The 24,998-nt window shown below is 59.9% G+C and carries 26 protein-coding genes; 15 read left to right on the top strand and 11 right to left on the bottom strand.

Features of this window, described 5'->3' with window-relative positions; all coding sequences use genetic code 11:
- Positions 1-43: 43 nt before the first annotated feature.
- The 7 genes from JH15_RS11620 (at position 44) to JH15_RS11650 (ending at position 6,896) form a co-directional block, all read left to right on the top strand.
- A complete protein-coding gene (locus tag JH15_RS11620; RefSeq protein WP_043530353.1) occupies positions 44-1,180 on the top strand; it encodes a mandelate racemase/muconate lactonizing enzyme family protein in 1,137 nt (378 codons plus the stop codon).
- Positions 1,181-1,183: 3 nt separating this feature from the next.
- Positions 1,184-2,047 carry an amidohydrolase family protein gene (locus tag JH15_RS11625; protein ID WP_043530354.1) on the top strand — a complete coding sequence of 288 codons (864 nt, stop codon included), beginning with the start codon at positions 1,184-1,186 and terminating at the stop codon, positions 2,045-2,047.
- Between the two features lie 103 nt (positions 2,048-2,150).
- A complete protein-coding gene (locus JH15_RS11630; protein WP_043530356.1) occupies positions 2,151-2,951 on the top strand; it encodes an NAD-dependent epimerase/dehydratase family protein in 801 nt (266 codons plus the stop codon).
- Positions 2,952-3,077: 126 nt separating this feature from the next.
- On the top strand, positions 3,078-3,833 hold the full coding sequence (locus tag JH15_RS11635; protein ID WP_043530790.1) for a FadR/GntR family transcriptional regulator: 756 nt from the start codon (positions 3,078-3,080) through the stop codon (positions 3,831-3,833).
- Positions 3,834-4,152: 319 nt separating this feature from the next.
- Positions 4,153-4,962, top strand: a complete 810-nt coding sequence (locus JH15_RS11640; RefSeq protein ID WP_043530358.1) for an alpha/beta fold hydrolase — start codon at positions 4,153-4,155, stop codon at positions 4,960-4,962.
- Entirely contained in the window at positions 4,959-5,822 is an 864-nt protein-coding gene (locus tag JH15_RS11645) for an alpha/beta fold hydrolase (protein WP_043530360.1), read from the top strand. The genes JH15_RS11640 and JH15_RS11645 overlap by 4 nt, the downstream gene beginning before the upstream one ends.
- 24 nt (positions 5,823-5,846) lie before the next feature.
- Positions 5,847-6,896, top strand: coding sequence for a patatin-like phospholipase family protein (locus JH15_RS11650; protein WP_052384064.1), 1,050 nt, complete (start codon positions 5,847-5,849; stop codon positions 6,894-6,896).
- Here the strand turns inward: JH15_RS11650 and JH15_RS11655 are convergent.
- Entirely contained in the window at positions 6,893-7,468 is a 576-nt protein-coding gene (locus JH15_RS11655; RefSeq protein WP_043530363.1) for a Smr/MutS family protein, read from the bottom strand. The genes JH15_RS11650 and JH15_RS11655 overlap by 4 nt on opposite strands.
- A gap of 184 nt (positions 7,469-7,652) precedes the next feature.
- Between JH15_RS11655 and prmB the strand changes: the two genes are divergently transcribed.
- The 5 genes from prmB (at position 7,653) to phaC (ending at position 12,811) form a co-directional block, all read left to right on the top strand.
- Positions 7,653-8,606 (top strand): 50S ribosomal protein L3 N(5)-glutamine methyltransferase, encoded by a 954-nt coding sequence (gene prmB, locus JH15_RS11660; protein ID WP_043530365.1) that lies wholly within the window; start codon positions 7,653-7,655, stop codon positions 8,604-8,606.
- A gap of 31 nt (positions 8,607-8,637) precedes the next feature.
- Positions 8,638-9,723: a chorismate synthase gene (aroC, locus tag JH15_RS11665; RefSeq protein ID WP_043530367.1), complete on the top strand. Its 1,086-nt coding sequence runs from the start codon at positions 8,638-8,640 to the stop codon at positions 9,721-9,723.
- Between the two features lie 68 nt (positions 9,724-9,791).
- Positions 9,792-10,202, top strand: coding sequence for a DUF6489 family protein (locus JH15_RS11670; protein WP_043530369.1), 411 nt, complete (start codon positions 9,792-9,794; stop codon positions 10,200-10,202).
- Between the two features lie 152 nt (positions 10,203-10,354).
- Entirely contained in the window at positions 10,355-10,843 is a 489-nt protein-coding gene (locus JH15_RS11675; protein ID WP_043530371.1) for a phasin family protein, read from the top strand.
- Between the two features lie 135 nt (positions 10,844-10,978).
- Positions 10,979-12,811, top strand: a complete 1,833-nt coding sequence (gene phaC, locus JH15_RS11680; protein ID WP_043530373.1) for a class I poly(R)-hydroxyalkanoic acid synthase — start codon at positions 10,979-10,981, stop codon at positions 12,809-12,811.
- Between the two features lie 68 nt (positions 12,812-12,879).
- Here the strand turns inward: phaC and lnt are convergent, their stop codons facing one another.
- The 5 genes from lnt to miaB form a co-directional block, all read right to left on the bottom strand.
- The gene (lnt, locus tag JH15_RS11685) at positions 12,880-14,364 is read right to left on the bottom strand and encodes an apolipoprotein N-acyltransferase (RefSeq protein ID WP_052384065.1); all 1,485 of its coding nucleotides are present in this window, start codon (positions 14,362-14,364) and stop codon (positions 12,880-12,882) included.
- Between the two features lie 28 nt (positions 14,365-14,392).
- Complete coding sequence (locus tag JH15_RS11690) at positions 14,393-15,274, bottom strand: HlyC/CorC family transporter (protein WP_043530375.1); 882 nt, start codon at positions 15,272-15,274, stop codon at positions 14,393-14,395.
- On the bottom strand, positions 15,271-15,795 hold the full coding sequence (gene ybeY, locus JH15_RS11695; RefSeq protein WP_043530377.1) for an rRNA maturation RNase YbeY: 525 nt from the start codon (positions 15,793-15,795) through the stop codon (positions 15,271-15,273). Before ybeY ends, JH15_RS11690 begins: the two co-directional genes overlap by 4 nt.
- Positions 15,792-16,874 carry a PhoH family protein gene (locus tag JH15_RS11700; RefSeq protein WP_043530380.1) on the bottom strand — a complete coding sequence of 361 codons (1,083 nt, stop codon included), beginning with the start codon at positions 16,872-16,874 and terminating at the stop codon, positions 15,792-15,794. Before JH15_RS11700 ends, ybeY begins: the two co-directional genes overlap by 4 nt.
- 127 nt (positions 16,875-17,001) lie before the next feature.
- Positions 17,002-18,348, bottom strand: coding sequence for a tRNA (N6-isopentenyl adenosine(37)-C2)-methylthiotransferase MiaB (miaB, locus tag JH15_RS11705; protein WP_043530381.1), 1,347 nt, complete (start codon positions 18,346-18,348; stop codon positions 17,002-17,004).
- 238 nt (positions 18,349-18,586) lie between these two features.
- Between miaB and JH15_RS11710 the strand changes: the two genes are divergently transcribed.
- From JH15_RS11710 to JH15_RS11720, 3 genes are all read left to right on the top strand, one after another.
- Positions 18,587-18,916 carry a DUF1820 family protein gene (locus JH15_RS11710; protein ID WP_043530383.1) on the top strand — a complete coding sequence of 110 codons (330 nt, stop codon included), beginning with the start codon at positions 18,587-18,589 and terminating at the stop codon, positions 18,914-18,916.
- Between the two features lie 256 nt (positions 18,917-19,172).
- Positions 19,173-19,766 (top strand): TIGR04211 family SH3 domain-containing protein, encoded by a 594-nt coding sequence (locus JH15_RS11715; protein ID WP_052384099.1) that lies wholly within the window; start codon positions 19,173-19,175, stop codon positions 19,764-19,766.
- 9 nt (positions 19,767-19,775) lie between these two features.
- Positions 19,776-20,456, top strand: coding sequence for a class I SAM-dependent methyltransferase (locus JH15_RS11720; RefSeq protein WP_043530385.1), 681 nt, complete (start codon positions 19,776-19,778; stop codon positions 20,454-20,456).
- A 48-nt stretch (positions 20,457-20,504) separates the two neighbouring features.
- Here the strand turns inward: JH15_RS11720 and JH15_RS11725 are convergent, their stop codons facing one another.
- From JH15_RS11725 to cysP, 5 genes are all read right to left on the bottom strand, one after another.
- Entirely contained in the window at positions 20,505-21,101 is a 597-nt protein-coding gene (locus JH15_RS11725) for a YajG family lipoprotein (protein WP_043530387.1), read from the bottom strand.
- A gap of 72 nt (positions 21,102-21,173) precedes the next feature.
- Positions 21,174-22,286 (bottom strand): sulfate/molybdate ABC transporter ATP-binding protein, encoded by a 1,113-nt coding sequence (locus tag JH15_RS11730; RefSeq protein WP_043530389.1) that lies wholly within the window; start codon positions 22,284-22,286, stop codon positions 21,174-21,176.
- Between the two features lie 2 nt (positions 22,287-22,288).
- Positions 22,289-23,110 carry a sulfate ABC transporter permease subunit CysW gene (gene cysW, locus JH15_RS11735; RefSeq protein WP_043530391.1) on the bottom strand — a complete coding sequence of 274 codons (822 nt, stop codon included), beginning with the start codon at positions 23,108-23,110 and terminating at the stop codon, positions 22,289-22,291.
- On the bottom strand, positions 23,110-23,967 hold the full coding sequence (cysT, locus tag JH15_RS11740) for a sulfate ABC transporter permease subunit CysT (protein ID WP_043530393.1): 858 nt from the start codon (positions 23,965-23,967) through the stop codon (positions 23,110-23,112). Before cysT ends, cysW begins: the two co-directional genes overlap by 1 nt.
- Positions 23,964-24,983, bottom strand: coding sequence for a thiosulfate ABC transporter substrate-binding protein CysP (cysP, locus tag JH15_RS11745; RefSeq protein WP_043530395.1), 1,020 nt, complete (start codon positions 24,981-24,983; stop codon positions 23,964-23,966). Before cysP ends, cysT begins: the two co-directional genes overlap by 4 nt.
- Between the last annotated feature and the right edge of the window lie 15 nt (positions 24,984-24,998).

The raw sequence follows: 24,998 nt of genomic DNA on the forward strand, positions 1-24,998 counted from the left end.
AAGCGAAGTCAGATGACGAAACTGAATCATAGGATTGAAACGCATGAAGGTTGAAGCTGTTCACACTCATATCCTCGATCATGCGCTGGACACCACCTTCGAGAGTGCTTCGATGCATTTCGCCAGGCGTCAGCACTGTCTGGTCGAGATTGTCTGCGACGACGGCACCATCGGTTGGGGTGAGTGTCTGGGACCGGCCAAGCTCAATGCTGCCGTGGTTCAGGCTTATGCCACAGCATTGATTGGCCAGGATCCATTGCAGACCGAGAAGATCTGGCTGGAATTATACAACCGCTTGCGCGATCAAGGGCAGCGTGGCCTGACCGTGACGGCCTTGAGCGGGATCGATATCGCGCTGTGGGATGTCAAGGGTAAGCATTTTGGCGTGCCGGTATCGACCCTATTGGGCGGTCGCTTCCGTGATAGCGTGAAAGCCTATGCCACGGGGTCCTTCAAGCGCGAGGGAGTCGATCGAGTCGAGGATATCGCCCGCGAAGTAGCTGGGTATCGAAAAGAAGGCTTCCATGCGGTCAAGATCAAGATCGGCTTCGATGTCGAAGAAGACCTGCGCGTGATCGAAGCGGTACGTGAGGCGATAGGCCCGGATCTACGTATGATGATCGACGCCAACCACGGGTACGACGCCCTGGAGGCCGTTGAGGTCGGCCAGCGCGCGGCGCGCTTCGGCATCGACTGGTTCGAAGAGCCGGTGCTGCCTGAGCATGTCTCAGCCTACGGCGCGGTACGTGCGGGCCAGCCCATTCCGGTGGCGGGCGGTGAAACCTGGCATGGGCGCTATGCCATGCAAGACCCCCTCTCGACGCGGGCCGTGGACATCGTTCAGCCGGACATTTGTGGTGTTGGCGGGTTCACTGAGATCCGTCGCGTGGCGGACATGGCTGCGCTGCATGGCGTGCGACTGGTTCCGCACGCCTGGGGAACCGCGGTCTGTCTTGCCGCCAGCCTGCAATTCATGGCCGCCATGTTGCCCAACCCGCCACGTCGCAATCCCATCGAGCCGATCCTGGAATTCGACCGCACCGAGAATCCCTTCCGCCAAGCGGTGGTCGAGACGCCCATCGAGCATAGCAAGGGAGTCGTGACGATTCCCGACGCGCCGGGGCTGGGTATCACCATCAATCGAGAAGCGCTCGAGCGCTTTGCTCTCAAAGAGGCCTGATCCATGGAAACGATTCCTGACAACACCCGTCCCCTGGATGGGCCGGCTCCCCAGTTAAAGACCCCGGCCGGCGCCACGGACTGCCATATTCATCTCTATCTACCCGGTTTCGAATCCCAGCCGGGGGGGCCGAAGATCCCCGAACTGGCCACCGTGGAAGATTATCGTCAGGTGCAAAAGCGCCTGGGATTGGAGCGGGTGGTCGTCACGCAGCCCAATGCGTACCAGCGTGACAACAGCGCACTGCTCGAGGCACTGACGCAGTTGGGTGTGCAAACGGCCCGCGGGGTAGCCGCAGTCACGCCTGAAACGCCTACTGAAACCTTGCGCGAATGGCACGAAAAGGGCGTACGCGGTGCCAGGATCATGAACCTCCCCGGCGGGGCCGTGACGCAAGACAGCATGCTCGATGTCGAACGTTTGATTCGTCCGCTTGGCTGGCACTTGATGGTGCAGTTCAACGGGCGGTATCTGGATGACTATCTCGATGGGCTACAGCGGATCGAGGGCGAATACATCATCGATCACATCGGCAAGTTCATGGATCCCGTGCCCGCCGATGACCGCCGTGTGGATGACATCCTGCGCCTGATGGATCGCGGCAATGCCTGGTTCAAGATCTGTGCAGGCTATGAAGCCAGTGTCACCGGTGGGCCGCACTACGAGGACATCGGGGCGATTGCCAAGCGAGTCATCGCCCATGCCCCCGAGCGTATCATCTGGGGTAGCAACTGGCCGCACGTCGGGGTGCCTCGCGAACAGTATCCGGACGATGCCGAGCAGCTCGATGTACTCCTCGAGTGGGCCGAACCCGAAGTACGCCAGCAAATCCTGGTCGACAATCCAGCCAGATTGTATGGCTTCTGAGCGAACAATATTGAGTCGGTAACCTAGCAGGCTGCATTCGATATCTGACACAACACGAACCACGGCCATGGTTGCGCCGTGGCCGCATAAAAGGGAGACAACAATGCTTAACCGTTTATTGGTCACTGGGGCCGCAGGTGGCGTAGGTCAGGCGATTCGCCCGCATTTGAAGACATTGGCACGTGAGGTTCGGCTTTCGGATATAGCCGATCTCGGCCAGGCCGAGAGCCACGAAGAATTGGTGCCGTGTGACCTCTCCGATGCACAGGCGGTCAACGCCTTGGTAAAGGATTGCGATGGGATCATTCACCTGGGGGGCGTGTCCGTCGAGAAGCCGTGGGAAGGCATTCTCCAGTCAAATATCATCGGCGTTTACAATCTTTATGAAGCGGCTCGCAACCTGGGCAAGCCACGCATCGTCTTTGCCAGTTCCAACCACACCATTGGTTATTATGAGCGAACCACGCGAATCGATACTGAAGTCCCGCACCGTCCCGATTCGCTGTATGGCGTCTCGAAGTGTTTCGGTGAGGATCTCGCCAGCCTGTATTACCACAAGTTCGACGTCGAGACGCTGAGCGTACGTATCGGTTCGTGCTTCCCCCAGCCGAAGGACACCCGGATGATGGCCACCTGGCTCAGCGTCGAAGATTTCATGCGCCTGATGAAGCGCGCATTCGTGGCTCCGAAACTGGGGTGTACCGTCATTTACGGTGCCTCGGCGAATGCCGAGCTTTGGTGGGATAATCGTAAGGCTGCCTTCCTCGGATGGGCGCCACAGGATAGCTCCGATCCTTGGCGTGCCGAGGTCGAAGCACAGGATAACGACATCGACCCCAACGATCCGGCGGTAATCTATCAAGGCGGCAAATTCGTCACGGTCGGTCATCCCGATGATGCCTGATGATCGATCTATTCAGGGCGTTTTAGCAGAGTAGGTGTTGTTAAACTTAATACTCGAGTCATCAATTAATATGGCGTTGCGCGATTAGCCAGCGCCTCTTGAAAGATTCAATCAATGGAAGGCGTCATGGCAGGCAATCCCGTACCCGCGGTGAATTTTCATCAGCTCAACCTACGGAAAATACCCCGTGGAGGAAGCCTGTCACTGCATGTCGCTGATCAGCTCGAGGCACTCATCACCAATGGCCGCATCGACGTCGGTGAGAAGTTGCCTACCGAGAACGGGCTTTGCGAAGCGTTTGGTGTGAGTCGCACGGTTATCCGTGAAGCGATCACGCACCTCAAATCGCTGGGGCTCGTCGAGACCCGCCGTGGTGTAGGGACAACGGTTTTGCGGAACAGCGCCCTTGAAGCCATGCCGGCCAGCCGCATTAGCCCAACGACCGTGGAGGACATCCTGCACGTGCTGGAGTTGCGTCTTACGATTGAACCCGCAGCGGCCGAGTTGGCGGCTCAGCGACATGATGATGCGGATAGGCAAGCGATCATGGAAAAGCATGCTGCATTCATTCGGGCCCGGGCCGAGAAATCGCAGGCGCGTATTGAAGATTATGAGTTTCACTATGCTATTGCGCTGGCGACTAAGAACCCCTTCTTCAAGACGTTCTATGAGCAACTAAGTCAGAGCGTGATTCCCCGAGCAAAACTCATGAGTATAGAGATCAATACCTCGGCCACTGATAAGTATCTTGCACGCGTCGAGGAGGAACATACCTATATTCTCGAGGCCATTCTGGCTCGTGATAGCGATGCGGCGAAAGAGATGATGTACCAACACCTCAATCGTGCACGTAACATGTATGCCAAGTTCCAGGAAGCCTGAGATCGATCCAGGCCGTATGTGGAGCGATAGACAGAGGCGGCCATGGGCCGCCCTTTTTATCTGGCCATCCAGAATCCGACGATCACGGCTGCGATGACGATGGCAAAGAACAGGCGGTTACGAAGGCGGGTGTCTCGTGGGGGACGTGGCTCGGTCAAGACCAGCTCCTTTGGGTCGAAAGTTGATTGGATCGAAAGTAAACGATCGTTTAAAAGCGCGGAAAAAATGGTTAGGTTAGAGTAGTCTCGTTACTCACTCCAGGCCATCACTGGCCCGGGCTGGCCCGCCTCGCTTGGCATCGAATCTAGGGAACCGCTTCTTGTCCACTCAGCCTACGCGCGACCGTCTGGTCTTCGCCCACGCCAACGGGTTTACCGGTGCCAGTTACCGCAGCTTTTTGAAGCCATTGGAACGTCACTACGATGTCCTGCCGCTCGATCGTCTAGGACACCATCCGCACTATCCGGTGGGCCGTAACTGGCTGAACCTGAGAGATGAGCTACTCGAGCAGCTCGGGACAGGCCCGTCAGCGGTCATCGGTGTCGGTCATTCCATGGGCGGGGTGCTCATGGCCATGGCGGCTGAGGCCGCCCCCGAGCGTTTTCGTTGTGTCGTGCTCCTCGATCCCCCGCTGATGCTTGGGTTGGACGCCTGGGCGATGAAGCTGGCCAAGGGGCTGGGCCTTGTCGACCGCGTGACGCCAGCAGGCAGGAGCAAGGGGCGCAGAGCGCAGTGGTCCAGCCGCGAGTCAATGCACCACTATCTGCGTCAGCGTGGACTGTTCCGCCGTTTTACCGATGAGGCGCTAGATGACTACATTGACGGCGGAACGCTCCCGGGCGAGGGCGGTAGTATACAGCTGCGCTTCGATCCGCAGATCGAAGTCGAGATATTTCGCCATCTCCCCGACCACCTACATGGTTTGCCAACCCGTTTGACGGTCCCGCTGGCGCTATTGGCCGGCGCCCAATCCGATCTAATAACTGCGCGTCGTCGTAAGCGCCTGAAGCGTTACGGCGTCGAGGTCGGTACCGTACCCGGCGGGCATATGTTCCCCATGGAATATCCCAACGAGGCACGCCAAGCCCTGCTGTCATCGATAGCTTCCCTATCAGGAGAGAATGCATGAGCGAGCCCACGTCACTGGTACTGGCCTCGGGGCGTCTTGCAGCACTGGCTTGGGGGGAGGCGAGCGCACCGACGTGGCTGGCGTTGCATGGCTGGCTGGATAATGCCGCCAGCTTTTCGCGACTGGCGCCACTGTTAGTGGAACGCATGGGTATCCGAATCGTCGCCATCGACTTTGCCGGTCACGGCTTGTCGTTACCCTTCCCGCCAGGGGTCGATTACGCCATTTGGGATTACACCCATGATGTACTCGATGCACTGGATAGCCTCGAGCTGGACCAGGCGCCGCTGCTGGCGCACTCGATGGGCGCGGGGGTGTCCTGCCTGGTAGCGGCGGCCCTGCCGGAACGAATCACCCAGCTCACGCTTATCGATGGGTTGGGTACGCTGACGACTGCAGTCGAAAAGACCCCCGAACAGTTGCGCAAGGGCTTGCTCGGTCATCGTCGATCGCCGTCGCCTGCGCCGCGTTACCCCGATCTCGACGCGGCGATAGTGGCTCGCGTTGCTGGCGGTGTGACGCGTCTCGATGTACAGACGGCGGCACCGCTCGTCGCGCGCCAGGTCGACACACTGGCGGATGGCAGTGTGCGATTGCGAACCGATGGGCGCCTGCTGCGGCCTTCCATGGTGCGCTTCTGTCCCGAGCAGACCTTGGCCATACTGAAGGCGATCGAGCCTCCCGTCCTGCTGATCGAAGGGGACACCGGGATCCTCTCCGAGCGACCGCAGGCTGAAGCGGCTCGGCAGGCCGTGCGCGGATTGCGACGACGGGTGCTGGCAGGGGGGCACCACTTGCACCTGGAACCCTGGGCAGTCAAGGCGGTAGCAGAAGCCATCAGCGACGCATGGCAACAGTGATGAAACGTAAGACGCGAGGGCCACATGAGTGACGGGCAGGCGGGTAAGCGGGTTGCGTTGGTATTGGGTAGTGGCGGAGCCAGGGGATACGCCCATATCGGGGTCATCGATGAGCTCGAGGCACGCGGCTATCAGGTCGTGGCCCTGTCGGGCTGCTCGATGGGGGCATTGATTGCTGGGGTCTACGCAGCGGGTCAACTCTCGGGATATCGTGACTGGGTGACCGAGCTGGATTATTTCGACGTGCTAAGGCTCGTCGACGTGACCTGGAGTCCCATGGGGGCCATGCGGGCCAGCAAGGTCATGATGAAACTCGAGGGCTTGATAGGCGACCTTCAACTCGAAGACTTGCCCATTCCGCTGACCACCGTGGCCACGGACCTGGTGCGTCAGCGCGAGGTCTGGTTTCAGAATGGGCCGCTCCTGCAAGCCATTCGCGCCTCGATCGCTGTGCCCGGGATCATCACGCCGGTGCATATCGGGGATCAGATACTGGTAGATGGTGGCTTGATGAACCCATTGCCCATCATTCCCACGGTGTCTTCTCATGCCGACCTGGTCCTGGCGGTCAATGCGACCGCGCAGAGCCACTATCCGGTTCAGTTGGAGGATCTGCTCCCCCCAGAGGCCGCCGCCGAGGAGCAGGCCAGGGAACAGGCGCTTGACGCACAGGGTCGTGGGTTCGGGGCGTGGATTGGGGGTGTCCGCGATCGTATGTTTCCCGGTACAGGGGAGGAAGAAGAAGCCCCCGAGAACGAAAGAAGGCGGCAACGGGCGCGGCAGCGTGCCTGGAGCAAACTGGATATGATCCTGGCTTCATTCGATATTACGCAGGGCGCCTTGGCCAAATACAAGGTCGCCGGTTACCCGCCAGATATCCTCATCGACATTCCCAAGACGGTCTGTGGCGCCTACGAATTTCATCGGGCCGACGCATTGATCAAGCTGGGTCGGCATCTGGCGGCTCAGGCGCTGGATCGCTACGAGGGGCGGCCTGGCGTGCCGGGTGCGGCGGCTTCTGCGGTAACCGTGGAAGAGGGGACGCCGGTATCGCCAGGAGAGGGAGATGACTAGAACTCGCCTCGGCGCTTGAGCAGGACGTATACCGCTCCCGTACCGCCATCATGTTCACGTGCCGAACAGAAGGCCAGTACGCTCGGCCACTCCCGCAGCCAGGCATTGACATGGCTTTTGAGTACTGGGTAAGCCGTGACCCCGGAGTCGGCCATGCTGCGCGACTTGCCGTGAACGACAATGACGCAACGTGCACGCTGTGCCTTGGCATCGTCGAGGAACGTTTCCAGCTCGGTGCGCGCCTCGTCGAGGGTATAGCCGTGCAGGTCCAGCCCGGCCTCCCAGGGGATATGCCCGCGCTTGAGTTGCAGGTGGGTACGGTACGGCAGGTCGACGACATGAAATTCCAAAAACTCGGAGGGGCGTACGGCCTCGACCCGCCCGTCGGTGGTCCGGCTGGTCGACTGAGTGGTATCCGAGGCCTCGGCCGCGGCACGACGTTCTGCCAAGGCCGCCTTGCGATTGGTACGAGGTTTGCCTGGGTCGGCGCGATTGGTTTTCAGGCGCTTTATGCCCGCGCTCTCGAGTGCTGCACGAAACGCACCGAAATCGTCGTCGTCACCTCGGTTCATGGCAAGGCTTCCGTGTGTCGTCGCACCGGCGGGCTCCGATAGTCGTCAAGAGGGGCCAGTATAGCGTCTATGCTCTCCAGTAAAAGCACCCCGGAACGGGTGCGTTCGGTAGTCACTGGGAAGCCCGGGCCGGGACGGTTACAATGCGGGCCTCGAGCCCATCCGACATTGACAGGATACGCCCTTGGCCGCCTCACGACCCGATGCCATTTCCACCCTGACGCTTGCCGACGGCGAGATCGTCGATCATCTACTGAGCGTGCGCGATTACTTGCGTTGGGCCACGACCGAATTTCACACCCATGGGCTGCATTACGGTCACGGGACCGATTCGCCTTGGGACGAAGCGGTTGCGCTTGTGCTCGGTGCCTTGCATCTTCCTTGGGACGTCGACCCCGCCGTCATCGAGGCCAGGCTGTTGCCCATGGAGCGCCGTCGAATCGTACAGTTCGTGCGCGCTCGTATCGAAGAGCGTCGGCCGCTTCCGTACTTGCTGGGGGAAGCATTCTTTGCCGGGTTTCCATTCACGGTCGACGAGCGGGTATTGATTCCCCGCTCGCCGATCGCCGAGCTCATCGAGGATGGGTTTTCGTTGTGGTTCCCGGAGGAGCCGCCGGCACGGATCATGGACTTGTGCTGTGGTTCAGGCTGTATCGGCATCGCCGCGGCATTGACCCTGCCCACCGCCGAGGTCGACATCACGGATGTCAGCAGTGATGCCCTGGATGTCGCCAAGGCCAATATCACGCGTCACGATGTGGGAACCCGGGTTCGTGCGGTTCACTCCGATGTATTCGAAGGTGTAGCGGGGCAACGCTACGACCTGATCGTGTCGAACCCTCCTTACGTGGATGCCCGCGATCTGTCCACGATGCCAGACGAGTTCGGTCATGAGCCTTCTTTGGCCCTTGGAGCAGGTCAGGATGGCCTGGATATCGTGAGGCGGATCCTGCGCGAGGCACGTGATCATCTCAACGAGGGCGGCGTTCTGATCGTCGAGGTGGGCAATTCGGACCGTCATCTCGAAGCGGCGTTCCCTGACGTGCCGTTTCTATGGTTGGAATTCGAGCGCGGTGGCCATGGGGTCTTCGCGTTGACTGCACATGAGCTCGACGTCCATGCGGCGTCATTTGCCTGAGCCCGCCCCGAGAGAGCCCTGAGGAACGATCATGTCCGGCAACACCTTCGGCAAGCTGTTTACCGTCACCACCTTCGGCGAAAGCCATGGGCCGGCCCTGGGCGCCATCGTGGATGGCTGCCCCCCCGGCATCGAGCTCAGCGAAGCGGATCTCCAGCATGACCTGGACCGCCGCCGCCCGGGGACATCGCGTCATACCACGCAGCGGCGCGAGTCCGACCAGGTCCGAATCCTGTCTGGCGTCTTCGAGGGCAGGACCACCGGCACCTCGATCGGCTTGATGATCGAAAATACCGATCAGCGCTCCAACGATTACTCGAAGATCAAGGATCGTTTCCGTCCGGCTCACGCCGACTACACCTATCACCATAAATACGGCATTCGCGATTACCGGGGCGGCGGTCGCTCCAGCGCACGCGAGACCGCGATGCGTGTTGCCGCGGGTGCGATTGCCAAGAAATACCTGGCGACCCAGGGTATCCGGGTTCGCGGTTACATGAGCCAGCTCGGCCCGATCGCGATCCAGTTCAAGGAGTGGGCTTCAGTCGATCAAAATGCCTTCTTCTGCCCCGATGCGGACAAAGTGCCCGAGCTTGAGGCCTTTATGGATCAGCTGCGTCGCGAGCAGGACTCGGTGGGGGCGCGCATCACCGTCGTAGCGGAAGGGGTGCCTGTCGGCTTGGGCGAGCCGGTATTCGATCGGCTGGACGCCGAGCTGGCCCATGCCCTGATGAGCATCAATGCCGTGAAGGGCGTCGAAATCGGTGATGGTTTCGCCGCCGTGAGCCAACGCGGAAGTGAACACCGCGACGAGATGACACCTGAAGGCTTTCTCTCCAATCACGCAGGCGGTGTCCTCGGCGGCATTTCCTCGGGACAGCCTGTGATCGCTCACCTGGCCCTCAAGCCGACCTCGAGCATTACGCTGCCCGGTCGGTCGATCGACGTGGATGGAAACCCGGTGGACATCGTCACTAAAGGGCGCCACGATCCATGCGTGGGCATTCGCGCTACGCCGATTGCCGAGGCCATGATGGCCCTGACCCTGATCGACCATTTGATGAGACATCGTGCTCAGAACAGTGATGTCAGCGTGAAGACGCCCCGCCTTCGCTAAGTGGATTCGGCTCGGTCGTCATTGCCGCAGACTGCTACACTGTTTGAAACAACCAGTCGAGCCGCGCCATGAAGATCAACGTCGAATTCGATCTCACTCCCGCCGAGTTCCGGCAGGCCATGGGTCTGCCGGATGTCGAGCCGTTCCAGAAAGCCTTGATGGAGCGCATCCAGAAACAAATGGATGCAGGTGTCGAAGGCTACGATCCCATGCAGCTCATGCAACCTTTCTTGCAGCAGCCCTCTTTTCTACAACAGCCCTTGTTCAAGGAAGGTATGGCGCAAGGCTTCGCCAGCTTTGGCAACTACCAGCAGATGATGTTGGACATGCTGCGACAAGCCGGGAATCCGAATACATCTTCCCCGGGCGGAAACACCGCTGAGGCGACGGCTGGGGAAGACGCGTCGTCGACTTCCGAGAGCCGAGCCCGCAAACAAGGGCCCGCAGCGGCGCAATCCCGATCAAAGCGTCAATCCTGAGCGCCTGCAGGCGAATCGCCTTAGTGTGACCGTAATCAGGATTTTGAGCGGTCATGTTGTTGCAACGGTGAAAGGGTAGGATTACGCTTTGTGCACTGCAGCATCAGGGCGTGCTTGACATACCATTCTCGTTCCTCTTGGAGGACTACCCCATGCAAGACAAAACGTTTAGCAACTTTACCGAACAGACTCGCAGCTTCTTCGAACCCATGCGCAAGATGAACAGCATGATGCTCGACAACATGGAGAAGATGACCCATTACCAGCTTGAGTCCATGAAGCGCTATAGCCAATTGGCTACGGAGCGCATGCGCGATGCAGGTGAAATCAAGGATGCAGAAAGCATGCGTGAGTTCGGTTCGCGTCAGGCCGAGGTCATGAACGACATGTCGAAGCAGATGCTCGAGGATGCACGAGCGATGGCGGAGCTCAGCGTTCAATTTACCAATGAAATGAGCACGCTGTTCGCTGAAGCGGGTCGTGAGGTCGCGGAAAAGGCGGCAAACGCGCCCCAGGCCCAAGCCGCCCAGGCGAGCAACGCCGATACCGGTAAGAGCGACAATACCAACTCTACCAAGAGCGACAATGCCAAGAGCGAGCCCGCGAAAGCCACGAGCCAATCGAACCGCAAGAATTCTTGATGATATAGGGCCGCTTCGGCGGCCCTCAATATATGGGTGCTTGTCACGCATAATGAGCGCAAGGCCGTGGTGCCTTGCTCTTAATTCCATAGAACAACAGTTCGTATGAGCGACACGAGTCGTTAGGAGAGGCGAATGCAGTCCGGGTCTCAGCAGCCTTCGCGGGCCGAGTGGGAGCAGTGGTCAGGCCAGCTCGATACGATCGGCAAGGAATATCAAGCATTAATGCGCGACATGCTGGAGCGCGCGATTCCCAGTGAATCAGCGCAAACCGTCTACGATGATATGCGCGATGCGTTTCAATCAGGGCTGAATGCCTTGATGAGCAACCCGATGGCCTGGAGTCAGGTTCAGATGCGTCTGGTTCAGGACCAGGCGGCGTTATGGCAACACGGCTTGCGTGAATTGGCAGGTGAAAAAGTCCCTGCGTTGGTAGAGCCTGACCGAAGCGACCGCCGTTTCAAGGATCCTGGCTGGTATGAAGACCCTGTCTACCACACCATCCTTCAGCAATATCTGCTCTTTTCCCAGCGTGTCGAAGAGGTCATCGAAACGCTCGAGCTGCCTGAGTCCCGCAAGCGTAACCTCGAGTTCTACGCCCGCCAGTGCATCAGTGCCCTGGCACCCTCGAATTTCGTGTCGACCAATCCCGAAGTGGTCCGGCTGACCAAGGAGACCCAAGGGCAGAACCTGCTCGATGGGTTATCGCGCCTAAGGGAGGATCTGGCCAACTCGGCTGAGGGGCTCAACGTCTCAATGACGGATCGGAGCGCCTTCAGCGTCGGAGAGAACATTGCCGTGACACCGGGTAGTGTCATCTACGAGAACGAGTTGATCCAGCTGATCCAGTACAGTCCCACAACGGAAACGGTATTCAAGACCCCGCTACTGATCGTGCCGCCCTGGATCAACAAGTATTACATCCTCGACCTTCGCGAAGACAACTCCTTCGTCAAATGGCTCGTCGATCAAGGCCATACGGTCTTCCTGATTTCGTGGCGCAACCCCGGACCGGAACAGCGTGACCTGACTTGGGCCGACTACATGCAGATGGGGCCCATCGAGGCCATGGGAGCCATTGAGCAGGCGTGTGGTGAAAAGTCGGTCAACCTGATGGGGTATTGTGTCGGCGGGACGCTAACAGCGACTACCGTTGCCTATTTGACCAGTACCCGGCGTGCGCGCAAGGTGCGTTCGGTCACCTACCTGGCGACGCTTCAAGACTTCAGCGATCCCGGCGAGATCGGTGTGTTCCTCACCGAGCCTATTCTCGACGGGGTGGAGAAGCAGTTGGAGCAACAAGGGTACCTGGACGGTCGCGTCATGGCCTTTTCCTTCAACCTTTTACGCGAGAAGGACCTGTTTTGGTCATTCTTCGTCAATAATTATCTGAAGGGTGAACTACCTGCGGCCTTCGATCTACTCTACTGGAATACCGATGGCACCAATCTCCCCGCTGCCACCCATGGATGGTACCTGCGGCATATGTACCTTGAAAATCGCCTGGTCGAGCCGGGGGGCATCGAGCTCGATGGCGTCAAGATAGATCTGCGCAAGGTATCTACGCCGAGTTACTTCATTTCGGCACGGGAGGATCATATCGCCAAATGGAACAGCACCTACGGCGGGACCCAGCTGCCCAAGGGGCCGGTCACTTTCGTGCTGGGCGGTTCGGGACATATCGCCGGTATTGTCAATCCACCGCACAAGAACAAGTATGGCTATTGGACCAACCAGGCGCTCCCCGCAGAGCCACAGGAATGGTTGGACGCAGCGACCTTCAACGAAGGTTCCTGGTGGCCTCACTGGCAGGCCTGGATGACAGACAATGGCTACGTCGATAGCCAGAAACGAGTCACCGCGCGGACACCGGGGGAGGGAGAATTGCCGATGCTCGAGCCGGCCCCCGGCCGCTATGTGCGCCAGACTATTCCCGACGTGTTGGCAGAAGTCCCCGCCAAAGAATAATGTCTGTTCGAGCGACACGAAAAGGCCCGCGATTGCGGGCCTTTTTCATGGCAGCAGGGTGGATTCGTTTACTCGTGATGGCCTGCGGGGGTGCGCTGGAACCAGCGAAGCCCCGTCAGCAACAGCAAACATGCCAATGCCCAGGTGGGCCAACTGCCCGTACGTGTGAATGGTGTATGTCCCTGCATGGCGGTGACCTCCCCCTGCAAGCTTGCGGTCTCGAATTGTGGAAGCCGCTCGGTGACATTTCCCTGGGGATCGATAATCGCCGTGACGCCGTTATTGGTGGCACGCAGCACGTAGCGGCCGTTTTCCAGAGCGCGTAACCGTGCCATTTGAAGATGTTGCAGCGGACCGATCGATTCCCCGAACCAGGTATCGTTGGAGACGGTCAGCAGGATGTCGGCGTCCCTTGCCCGCTTGGCGACCAGCTCTGGGTAAACGATTTCATAGCAAATGGCGCTACCGATGGTCAAACCGGCGGCCTGGATCGGCTCGGGATCGGAACTGCCCGCCGTGAAGCTCGACATTGGCAAGTCAAAGAAGGCGATGATGCCGCGAAGCAGGCTTTCAAGGGGAAGATATTCACCGAAGGGAACGAGGTGTTCCTTGCGGTAGACCCCTTCGACATCACCCGCGCCGATCACGCTATTGAAGTAGCGTCCCTCGGTATCGCGCTGCACGATCCCCGTCAGCAAGGCGATATCTGGGGGCAGGGTGGACTGAAGCCGCTCGAGCACTGGAATGGCATCTTCCTCGAGCATGGGCAGGGCGGTTTCCGGCCACACGATCAAGTCGATATCCTCGCCCTGGGCGCGGGTCAGTTGGGTATAGGTATTGGCGGCGGTCCGTTGGCCCTCGGCAGTCCACTTCATCAATTGGGGCAAGTTGCCTTGCAGGAGCGCCACTCGGTGGTTCGTCTCGTCAGCAGTCGTCCAGGCGTGGGGTAGCAACAAGGGAGCGGCCCATAAGGCAGCGATGGGCAAAGCGGCCAGCCATTGCCGACGCAGCAGTTCGACACCCAGCGTGCCGGTCAGCGCCGTGATCAGACTCAGCGCATAGACGCCGCCGATAGGCGCCCAGGACGCCAACGGAGAGTCGACATGGGCATTGCCGAGGAGCAGCCAGGGGAAACCGGTAAAGGCATAGGTACGCAGTACTTCGCCGAGTACCCAGGCGCCGGCGAAGGAGAGGGCCGCGAAGCGCGCCCCGGCAATCAGGCGATACAGCCACAACGTCGCGGCATAGAAGAGCGCCAGGGTCGCCACGAACAGGACGGTGAGAAAGACGGCCAGCGGAACGCCGGTGTAACCGTAATCGTGGATGGAGACATACACCCAGGACGTTCCGGAGCCAAACAGGCCGACGCCGTAAGCCCAGCCCCTCAGGGCGGCTTGGCGAGGGGTAAGGTCGAGAATACCCCAATACATCAGGGCAATGGCCACCGGTCCCAACCACCAGAGACCGAAGGGGGAGGCGGTGAGCGTGGTCAATCCACCCGCAATCAGCGCGACCAGATAGCCACGCATCGGGGTGAGGTGCAATGCACTCATGCGGATTTCCTTGGCATGGACTGGCGGATCAGTCGTCGTATTCTTCGGCGACGGCGTCCTGGCGGGGTTCAGCCTGAAGCAGGCGGATACGGCGGTTGTCGGCGTTCAGCACGGTGAACCGCCAGATTCCAAGATCGGCATGTTCACCCCGACGGGGCAAGTGGCCGAAACGCTGCATGACCAGGCCACCCACGGTGTCGAAGGCTTCATCGGAGAATTCGGTATCGAAGCGCTCGTTGAAATCCTCGATCGGTGTCAGAGCGCGAATGGCATAGCTGCCATCGCCGAGATCGCGAATATCCTCTTCCTCATCAATGTCATGCTCGTCCTCGATATCACCCACGATCTGCTCGAGAATATCCTCGATAGTGACGATGCCAGCGGTTCCGCCGTACTCGTCCACCACCACCGCCATGTGGTTATGGGTATCCCTGAATTCCTTGAGCAAGCTGTTCAACCGCTTGGATTCCGGAACGAACATGGCGGGACGGAGCACACTGCGCAGCTCGAAGGAATCCTGGCTAGCCTGTTTCTGACACAATAAAGGCAACAGGTCCTTGACCAGCAGGATGCCCAGAACTTCATCCAGGTTTTCGCCGACCACCGGATAACGCGAGTGCCCCGTCTCGAGGATCACCGGCAGATACTCTTCGGTGGGTTGGTCGATCGTGATCGCCGTGACTTGTGAGCGCGGTATGAGCACTTCGCGCACCTGTTGATCGCTGATCTGCAGGGCGCCCTCGATGATGGTAATAGCATCCTGGTCGAGACGCAGGCGTGATCCCGCCTCGCGGAGAAATTCCAGCAGTTCGTCCCGTGAACTGGGCTCGTCGCTCTCTGTGGAAAAAGCGCTAAAAAACTTCTCGAGCCAGGACTTGTTGCCGTGGCTGCTCGATCGGTCTTCGCTCATGCGTCGTGTCTCTCGTCCTCGATTTCCTGAGCCTCGGCAGGATCCCGATAAGGGTCGGCAATACCGAAACGGGACAGTAGCGTCGTCTCGGCACGCTCCATGACCTCGGCTTCATCATCCTCGATATGGTCATACCCCAGCAAATGCAAGGTGCCGTGGATCACCATGTGAGCATAATGGGCTTCAAGCGTCTTGCGCTGTTCCTTTGCTTCGCTAGACACGACCGCATGGCAAATCACCAGATCCCCCAGCAATGGCAGGTCGATGCCTGGCGGGCACTCGAAGGGAAACGAGAGCACATTGGTGGGGCGGTCCTTGTCACGATAGTCATTGTTGAGCGCACGACTTTCTTCTTGCTCGACGAAGCGGACCGTGACTTCATGTCGCGTCTCTTCGGGGTGCAGTTGCAGGACGGCGGTGATCCAACGCTGTAGCGCCTCGCTGTCAGGCAGCAGGTTGGCTTCGCTGGGGTCCTCCAGCGCGACCTGGCGATCAATGATCGCCGGAGGAGGTTCACTCATGAGGAGGGCTCCTGGTCGCCATCGCGCGGCCTTGGCGTGTCCTGCTGCTCCCTGCGCAGCTGATCACGCCGCTGCTTGCGCTCCCGGTCAGCCGCTTCTTCCTGTGCCTCGAAGTGATCGTAGGCCTCGATGATGCGCTGTACCAGGGGGTGTCGAACGACATCCTTGGCGGCGAAGTGGGTCACACCGATTCCCGGCGTGTCCTTGAGCACTTCGAGGACCTGAATCAGGCCGGAATTCTGGCCGCGCGGCAGGTCTACCTGGGTGATGTCCCCGGTAATCACCGCTGTCGAGCCGAAGCCAATACGGGTCAGGAACATCTTCATCTGTTCGCGGGTGGTGTTCTGGCTCTCGTCGAGGATGATGAACGAGTTATTGAGCGTGCGTCCGCGCATGTAGGCCAGTGGCGCCACCTCGATGACCTGGCGCTCGATTAGCTTGCCCACCTGCTCGAAACCGATCATCTCGTACAATGCGTCATACAAGGGGCGCAGGTATGGGTCGATCTTCTGGGCCAGATCGCCCGGCAGGAAACCGAGCTTTTCGCCGGCCTCGACGGCAGGACGCACGAGCAGGATGCGGCGAACCTCTTGCTGGTTCAGCGCTTCCACAGCGGCTGCGACGGCCAGGTAGGTCTTGCCGGTACCGGCCGGGCCTATCCCGAAGTTGATGTCGTGGTCACGTACGCTCTGGACGTAATTCTGCTGGTTGAGTCCGCGCGGCTTGATCAATGCCTTGGGGGTGCGCAGCAGGACTTCGCCATCCTCTGGACCTTCTTCTTCCTCAAGGGCTTCGAGGCCGGATTCCTGAAGAAAGAGATGCACGGTATCGGGCGACAGATCGCCGGCTTCGGCCTCGCGATAGAGATGCTCGATAACATTGGCCGCCGCTTTCACGCGGGCGCTGGGGCCGGCAAGCTGGAAGGTGTTACCTCGATTGCGCAGGGTGACACCGAGCCGCGACTCGATCAGCTTCAAATGTTCGTCGCGTTGGCCGCAAAGGTTGGCCAAGCGCATGGGGTCGTTGGGTTCGAGGGTCAGTGTAATGATTCGATTGGCCTGGGAACTGTTCTGGCTCAAGAGCAGAGGGTCCGTGGGTTGCCGAAGGATGAATGGAGCTTACTGCCCCAGGCGGACCCGGGGCAATGCCTGTCAGTTCAAGGTAGACGATATGCGCAGAACAATGCGACTCACCTTGGGAAGGATCTCAGTAGCGCTCGGGGGAGGCCAGCTCACCGCGTAGCGAATTGGGCAGCGCCTCGGTGATCTCGACGTCGACGAAATAACCGATCAATTCCACCGGGTTGGCCGCACTGAAATTGACGACTCGGTTGTTCTCGGTACGACCTGAGAGCTGACCGGGATCCCTGGGCGAGAAGCCGGTGACCAGGATGCGTTCGGTGTTGCCCACCATGCGCCGGCTGATCTGCGCAGTCTGCTGAATGATGCGATCCTGGAGTATGGCCAGGCGCTGCTTCTTCACGGACTCGGGCGTATCGTCATCCAGAGAGGCGGCCGGCGTTCCGGGGCGCGCCGAGTAGACGAAACTGAATGAGTGGTCGAAGCCGATGCGATGGATAAGATCCATGGTGGCCTCGAATTCCTCTTCGGTCTCGCCCGGAAAACCGATGATGAAGTCTGACGAGAAGCTGATGTCGGGCCGCAGGGCGCGGATGCGCTCCATCTTGTCGACATATTCCTCGACCGTATGGCCGCGCTTCATCGCCGCAAGGATGCGGTCGGAGCCAGACTGAACGGGGAGATGAAGATGGCTGACGAGTTCGGGTATTTCGCCATAGGCCTCGATCAGGCTGTCCGAGAACTCCACGGGGTGCGAGGTGGTGAAACGCACGCGATCGATACCCTCCACGGCAGCCACGCAGGCAATCAGCTCGGCCAGGTCGATCTCGTCGCCTAGCTGGTTCTCGCCGCGATAGGCATTGACGTTCTGCCCCAGCAGGTTGATCTCGCGCACCCCCTGGTCCGCCAGATGGATGATTTCATCCATGACCGCTTCGAAGGGGCGGGAGACCTCTTCCCCGCGGGTATAGGGCACCACGCAGAAGGTGCAATACTTGGAACAGCCCTCCATGATCGAGACGAAGGCCGTGGCACCGTCGGAAGTGGGCTTGGGCAGGTGGTCGAATTTCTCGATTTCCGGAAAGGTGACGTCGACGACCGATATCTGCTCACTGCTACGCCGCGCATCGAGCATGGCCGGAACGCGATGCAGCGTTTGCGGGCCGAAGACCATGTCGACATAGGGTGCGCGCTTGCGCAGGGCTTCGCCCTCCTGGCTGGCCACGCATCCACCCACCCCGATCACCAGGTCAGGGTTGGTGTCCTTGAGTTTCTTCCAGCGACCGAGCTGATGAAACACCTTCTCCTGTGCCTTTTCGCGTATCGAGCAGGTGTTGAGAAGGATGACGTCGGCTTCGCGCTCGTCGTGGGTCAATTCGAGCTGATGGGATTCGCCGAGCAGGTCCGCCATGCGGGCAGAGTCATACTCGTTCATCTGGCAGCCATGAGTCTTGATGAAGAGTTTCTTCGCCATAAGAATACCGTCGAGACGTTGTAAGCGCTCGACCTGTCACCTGTTGGGGAACGTTGAAAGCCTCGGCCCGGCGGCCGCGATTGGATCTGGGCGCGATTATACGTAACCCGCGCCACCGGGGCCAGTGTCATGCCTGAGCGCCCTGGGTCTATGCTATTCTTGCCGCTTCGACGACTGCGACAGTGTCTCGCGGGTCGCAGCCATTAACGGCACTACCGACGTCAACGACAGGGGCACTATGGCGGCCAAGCCCATTTATCGAGTGGTTTTTCACAATCAGGGAGAAATCTGGGAACTCTATGCCCGGGAGATCTTTCAGAGTGATCTGTGGGGATTCATCGAGGTCGAGGCCTTCGTCTTCGAAGATGCCTCTAAACTGGTGGTCGATCCGTCCTCGGAAAAGCTACGGCGCACATTCGATGGAGTGAGCCGTAGTTACATTCCCTTGAACGCCATCGTTCGCATCGACGAGGTAGAACGTGAGGGAACGCCCAAGGCCATCAAGGCCGAGGGCAAAGTGGCGGAGTTCCCCCGCCCGGCGGGTTGGCCACCTCGACCTGAAGAGTGATTAAAAAATAACCGATTTAAGGCGTTGCCAGGCAGACCGGCACTCTACCTGGCGCTCAAAGTCGGTTTTCCCAAGACTTATCCACAGAAAGTGTGGATGAGGTCAGTCTCATCGCGATCGTGGCCACAGGATGTGGAGCGTCGCACGCGGGGGATGTCAGCGCTTCCTGGAGCCTTTCGACAGTTATCAAGATGGCATAAACATGCGTAAACACAATGTTCTTCTGGTGGCGGGCCTTGCCGCTGCCTTCTGGGTCATGCCCGTGGCTGCCCAAGACTCAGGCGATGACGCACAGGCGGGCAGTGACGGCCAGCGCTGGGTGTCAGATGAATTGACGACGTTCGTACGCAGCGGACCGACCGACGGCTATCGTATCGTGGGGACCCTGACCGCAGGTGAGCCGGTCACCGTGCTCGATACCAGTGGTGACTATACCCAGGTCAGGGATAGCGACGGCGAGAGCGTATGGATCCTTTCGAGCGAGCTTCAGTCCGAACCCAGCGCAATCCAGCGGCTGCCTGAAGTGCAGGAACGAGTCATGACGCTCAGCGAAGAACTCGAAGGTATCAATAGCGAATGGCAGGGGCGGGTCGCTTCGATGACCGAGACACTGGAAGCGCGCGATGAGCGCATCCAGGAACTCGAGGCGCGCAACAACCAACTCGATCGACAGGCGAACGAGGCCCAGCAGACCATTCGTGGCTTGCAGGCGAGGCTGGACACGCAGGAAGAAGACTTGCTGATGCGCTATTTCATGTATGGCGGGGGCGTGGCGGGCGCAGGTCTTGTCGTCGGCCTCCTGGTGCCGCATTTGCCCAGACGCCGTAAGAAACGTGATCGCTGGTTCTGAGGATAACGCATGACCGATGATTCACCGCTTACCAATGAATGGCTGGCGCGCTGGCGAGAAGGGCGGATTGGCTTCCATCGTGATACGCCGCACCCCGCACTAAGCCATCATTGGCCTGAGCTTGGCGTGCCGGCCGGGACCAAGGTACTGGTGCCGTTGTGTGGCAAGAGCCTGGATATGCGTTGGTTGGCTGAGCGGGGGCATCCCGTGCTGGGCCTCGAGCTCTCTCTCGAAGCCATCGAGCAGTTCACGGCCGAGGGGGGAGGGGAAGTCCTGCGCTTTCGCCAGGGCGACTTCGAGGTCTGGCGTCAGGGGAGTATCGAATTGTGGGGAGGTGACTTCTTCCATTTTCACATCGAGCAGGCGGCCGAAATCGGCGCCTTCTACGACCGTGCTGCACTGATTGCCCTGCCGGAGGCAACCCGGCAACGGTATGCGTTTCACCTGGCGCAGCTGATACCCCCTGGCGCGCGGGGTCTATTGATCAGCCTGGTCAGAGCGCCCGGAGATGATCGCGGGCCGCCCTACAGCGTCGATGCCCGAGAAGTGATTCGTTTGCTTGGCCCTAACTTCGAACTCACTCATCTCGAAGATGGCGAGCTTGAGGAGAATGGCTGGCAGGAAAGTGTCTGGTCGCTGGTGCGGCGCGGACCGAGAGGCGTCGAGAAGGTGGGTACGGATAACGCGTAATACGGGAGTCAGGACGCTGCGGAACCTACCGCAGCGCCCTGCGTGGCATCAGCGTGCCAGTAAGCGTCCGAGCTCAGGATCGCGGAAGGCGCGATTCAAGCCGTCGCTGAGAAGCTCGTTGACCATTTGGGTATTGTCCTCCCGGTTGGGACGGACCGCGTAGCTCTGGTCGCGGCGCGAGGTGTACGTCCCCGTGTAGGTATGACCGGCGTTTTGCGCCACGTTGCGGAACACGGCCTCGAGCCGCGCATTGCCAAGCACCGGTTGCCCTTCGCCTCGCTCATATCCCAGGCGTACCAGCGTCAGTGTCAAACTCGGCCGGTTTGGGCCAGTTTGCGTCGTGGGTTCAAAGCCCATCTGGCGCACGGCCTGTTCGGCTTGAGCCTGCAGTTGCGGTACCAGGTCGTGAGCATACACCGTGATCGTGGCGGCTGACATGGCGGCACCACTGCGTGTACCCAGCACTTCCGTTTCCCGGTCGTCCACCACATTCACGGTCACCTGCTGGCCGCTTCCGGCTTGTGGAATGTCTGCCGTGATCTTGGGGTTCGGCTGCAGATAGTGCGGGCTGGTGCAGCCAGTCAGTAGCGAGACGAGTAGAAAAAGGACAAATGCAAACCGTCCTTTGAGACTACGTGTTTTCATTCCAAGCTCCTGAGCATCAAGGTCATCGCGAGTATATTCGCTGCAGGCGCGCCAGGCGATGCCTCCCGGTACTCAGGACATCGTCTCGCTGGCAATCGAACGCTGGTTAGCGGCCGGGAACTGGTGCCATTGGCGTGGAATGGCGTAGAGACGTTGTCCTCGCTTTATTCGCAACCGTTCGAAATCGGCATGTCGAATCGTGGCCAACCATGGCTCGGCCAACCAGTCCGCCTCGAGCTCGACGCGTACCTCGGCGCCGACCGGGGCAATTGCCGTGATCGTGACCGGTAGATGGGCCAACTCGGTGGGGTGTTCATCGAGCTTGATCTCATGCGGGCGCAGTAACAACTCGTGCGAACCCTCATCCAGATCCACGTCCAGGCGGGCATCGCCGCACGTTAGCGTCCCGTCATGGACATGACCCTCCAGCCGGTTGACGTCCCCCAGAAACTCGAATACGAACCGATTGGCCGGCGAGCGATAGAGCACCTCCGGTGAGTCGATCTGTTCGATGCGGCCGTTGCTCATGACCACGACCCGGTCGGAGAGCTCCAGCGCCTCTTCCTGATCGTGCGTAACGAATACGCTGGTAAAGTTGAGCTCGTCATGGAGGTGGCGCAACCAGCGCCGCAGCTCTTGGCGGACCTTGGCATCCAGTGCACCGAAGGGTTCATCGAGCAGCAGCACGTCGGGACGCAGGGCCAATGCGCGAGCCAGCGACACCCGCTGTTGCTGGCCTCCGGACAGTTGGGCCGGATAGCGGTTGGCCAGGGATTCGAGCTGTACCATTTCCAGAAGCCGCTGCACCCGCGCGCGGATTTCTCCACTCGAGGGGCGCTGCTTGCGAGGTAGCGCAGTCAGGCCGAAGGCCACGTTGTCGAACACGCTCATGTGCATGAACAGAGCATAATGCTGGAAGACGAAACCGATTCGCCGATCCCTGACGTGGAGGTGAGTTACGTCTCGGTCGCCGAAATGGATACTGCTGGGGCGATCGGACATGGTGTCGGCCGCTTCCAGGCCGGCAATGATCCGCAGCAGGGTCGTCTTTCCCGAGCCCGACGGGCCCAGCAGCCCGATCAGCTCCCCTTCATGGATATCCAGGTCCAGCGGCTCCAGTGCCCGTGACACTCCACGCCCGGCCTTGCCGTACGTCTTGGCGATATTCTTCAGACGGATGCTCATGCTCAAGCCTCCCGGCGCGCAGCGCGCCATTCCAGGCCGGCCTTGGTGGCCAGCGTGAGCAGGGCGATCAAGGCCAGCAAGCTGGCGCTGGCGAAGGCCCCGACGGTATTGTAGTCCTGATACAGCAGCTCGACGTGCAGCGGCAGGGTGTTGGTCTGGCCCCGTATTGCACCAGACACCACCGAGACTGCCCCGAATTCACCGACGGCCCGGGCGTTGGTCAGGATAACGCCATACAGTAGCGCCCAGCGGATGTTGGGTAGCGTGACCCGACGAAACAGAGTCCATCCCGATGCACCCAGAGTGACGGCGGCTTCTTCGTCGCGAGAACCCTGGGCCTGCATCAGTGGAATCAATTCCCGTGCCACGAACGGGCAGGTCACGAAGATCGTCACCATCAGAATGCCGGGCCAGGCGAACATGAGCTGGATGTCATGCGTATCCAGCCAGCCACCGATCCAGCCATTGCGTCCATAGAGCAACAGGTAGACCAGGCCGGCCACGACCGGCGATACGGCGAATGGAATATCGATGAGGGTCTGCAACAGGCGCCGGCCGGGAAATCGAAAGCGCGTTACCAGCCAGGCGAGGGCGACACCGAATACCAGGTTGACCGGTATCGTCAATACGGTGATGAAAAGTGTCAGGCCGATCGCCGAAAGGGTGTCTGGCTGTGTGATGTTGCGCCAGAACACGTCGGCTCCCGCCGAGAAGGCCTGGGCGAAAATGGCAACCAGCGGGAGCAACAGAAACAACGCTGACAGAATGACCGCTGCCGACACCAGGGCGCGGCGAACCTTGGGTGCGTCGCCGATACGATGCATTAGCCCTTGCCTCCATGCAGCCGCTTGATGAAACGCCCTTGCCACAGATTGATGGCAAGCAGCAGGACGAGAGAGGTCGCCAGTACTACCGAAGCGATGGCCGAGGCGCCGACATAATCGTATTCCTGAAGCTTGACGAAGATCATCAGCGAGGTGATCTCGGTTTCGTAGGGCGTGTTTCCGGCGATGAAAATGATGGCGCCGAACTCGCCCAGTGAGCGCACGAACGCCAGCCCCGTACCTGTCACCAGCGCTGGCCACAGGTGGGGCAGGATTACCCGCCTGAACGCCGTGCCGTCGCTGGCGCCCAAGGTGAGGGCGGCCTCGTCGACCTGCACAGGCATATCTTCCAGAATCGGCTGAACAGTACGTACCACGAAGGGGATACTGGTAAATGCCATGGCCAGGGCGATGCCTACCCAGGTATACGCCACCTGAAGGCCGGTCGGGGCCAGCAGTTGACCCATCCAGCCATTGCTCGAATAGAGCGTAGCCAGGGTGATGCCTGCGACTGCGGTCGGCAGGGCAAAGGGCAGGTCCATCAGCGCATCCAGCAGCCGCTTGCCTGGGAACTCATAGCGCACCAGCACCCAGGCCATCAGTAAGCCGAAGGCCGCATTCACCAATGCCGCCACAGCGGCTGCGCCTACCGTGACCACGTAGCTGGCGACCACGCGTCCTTCGGTAATGATTGCCCAGTATTCGGCAAGGCTAAGGCCCGATAGCTGGCCTACCAGGCTGGTCATGGGCAACAGCAGCACCAGCGACACGAAGGTCAGGCTGATGCCCAATGAAAGACCGAAACCTGGCAGCACCCGCTTGGGGGTGCTGCCGGTCATTTGCGCAAGCGTGATCATCGGCGTTGTAGCTGGTCCAGCATGCCACCGCCGCCGAAGTGGGTCTCCATGGCTTCGTTCCAGCTACCGAAATAGTCCTCGACACGCAGCAATTCGGTCTCGGGGAACTCGTCCGAGAACTCCTCGACCACGGTTTCGTCGTGGACGCGATAATTGAAACCTGCCAGCAGGCGTTGGGCCTCTTCCGTGTACAGGTAATCGAGATAGCCACGTGCCAGATCTGCATTACCGTTACGTTCGGCATTGGGCTCGACCACGGCCACCGGGAACTCGGCAAGGATGCTGACCGGCGGCACGACGACCTCGTAGTCCTCGCTGCCGTACTCGCCACGAATGTTGTTGACCTCGGACTCGAAACTGATCAGCACATCGCCCATGCCACGCTCGATGAAACTGGTCGTAGCGCCCCTGCCGCCTGTGTCGAAGACCACGACATTGCGCAGGAAGGTACGCATGAAGTTCTTGATTTTCTCTTCATCGCCATCGAAGGCGTTGTCAGCGAAGCTCCAAGCGGCCAGATAGGTATAGCGGCCATTACCCGACGTCTTGGGGTTGGGGAATACCAGCTCGATGTCCTCGCGTGCCAGATCATCCCAGCTCTCGATGCCCTTGGGGTTCCCTTTACGGACCAGGAAGGCGGTGGTGGAGTAGTACGGCGAGGCATTGTTCTCGAACTGATTTTGCCAGTCCTCGGCCACGAGCCCTTCATCGGCCAGTGCCTGTACATCGGTCACCTGGTTATAGGTGACCACATCGGCACGCAGCCCCTGAATGATGGCGCGGGCCTGTGCAGACGATCCACCATGGGACTGTTTGATGGCGACTTCTTCCCCATGTTCTTGCTGCCACCACTCGATGAATTCGGGATTGATGGCTGCAAACAATTCCCGAGCGATGTCATAGGACGAGTTGAGTATCTCGCGTTCAGCAGCAACGACGGGCGTAACGACACCCGCGCCTAGCGCGGCGATAACGGCTGTGCCGATCAGTCGGCGTGAAGCAGCGTTGCGTAGCATGCTTGTAGCTCCCTC

Source organism: Litchfieldella xinjiangensis (assembly GCF_000759345.1).
In the GTDB taxonomy this organism is placed as follows: Bacteria; Pseudomonadota; Gammaproteobacteria; order Pseudomonadales; family Halomonadaceae; genus Litchfieldella_A; species Litchfieldella_A xinjiangensis.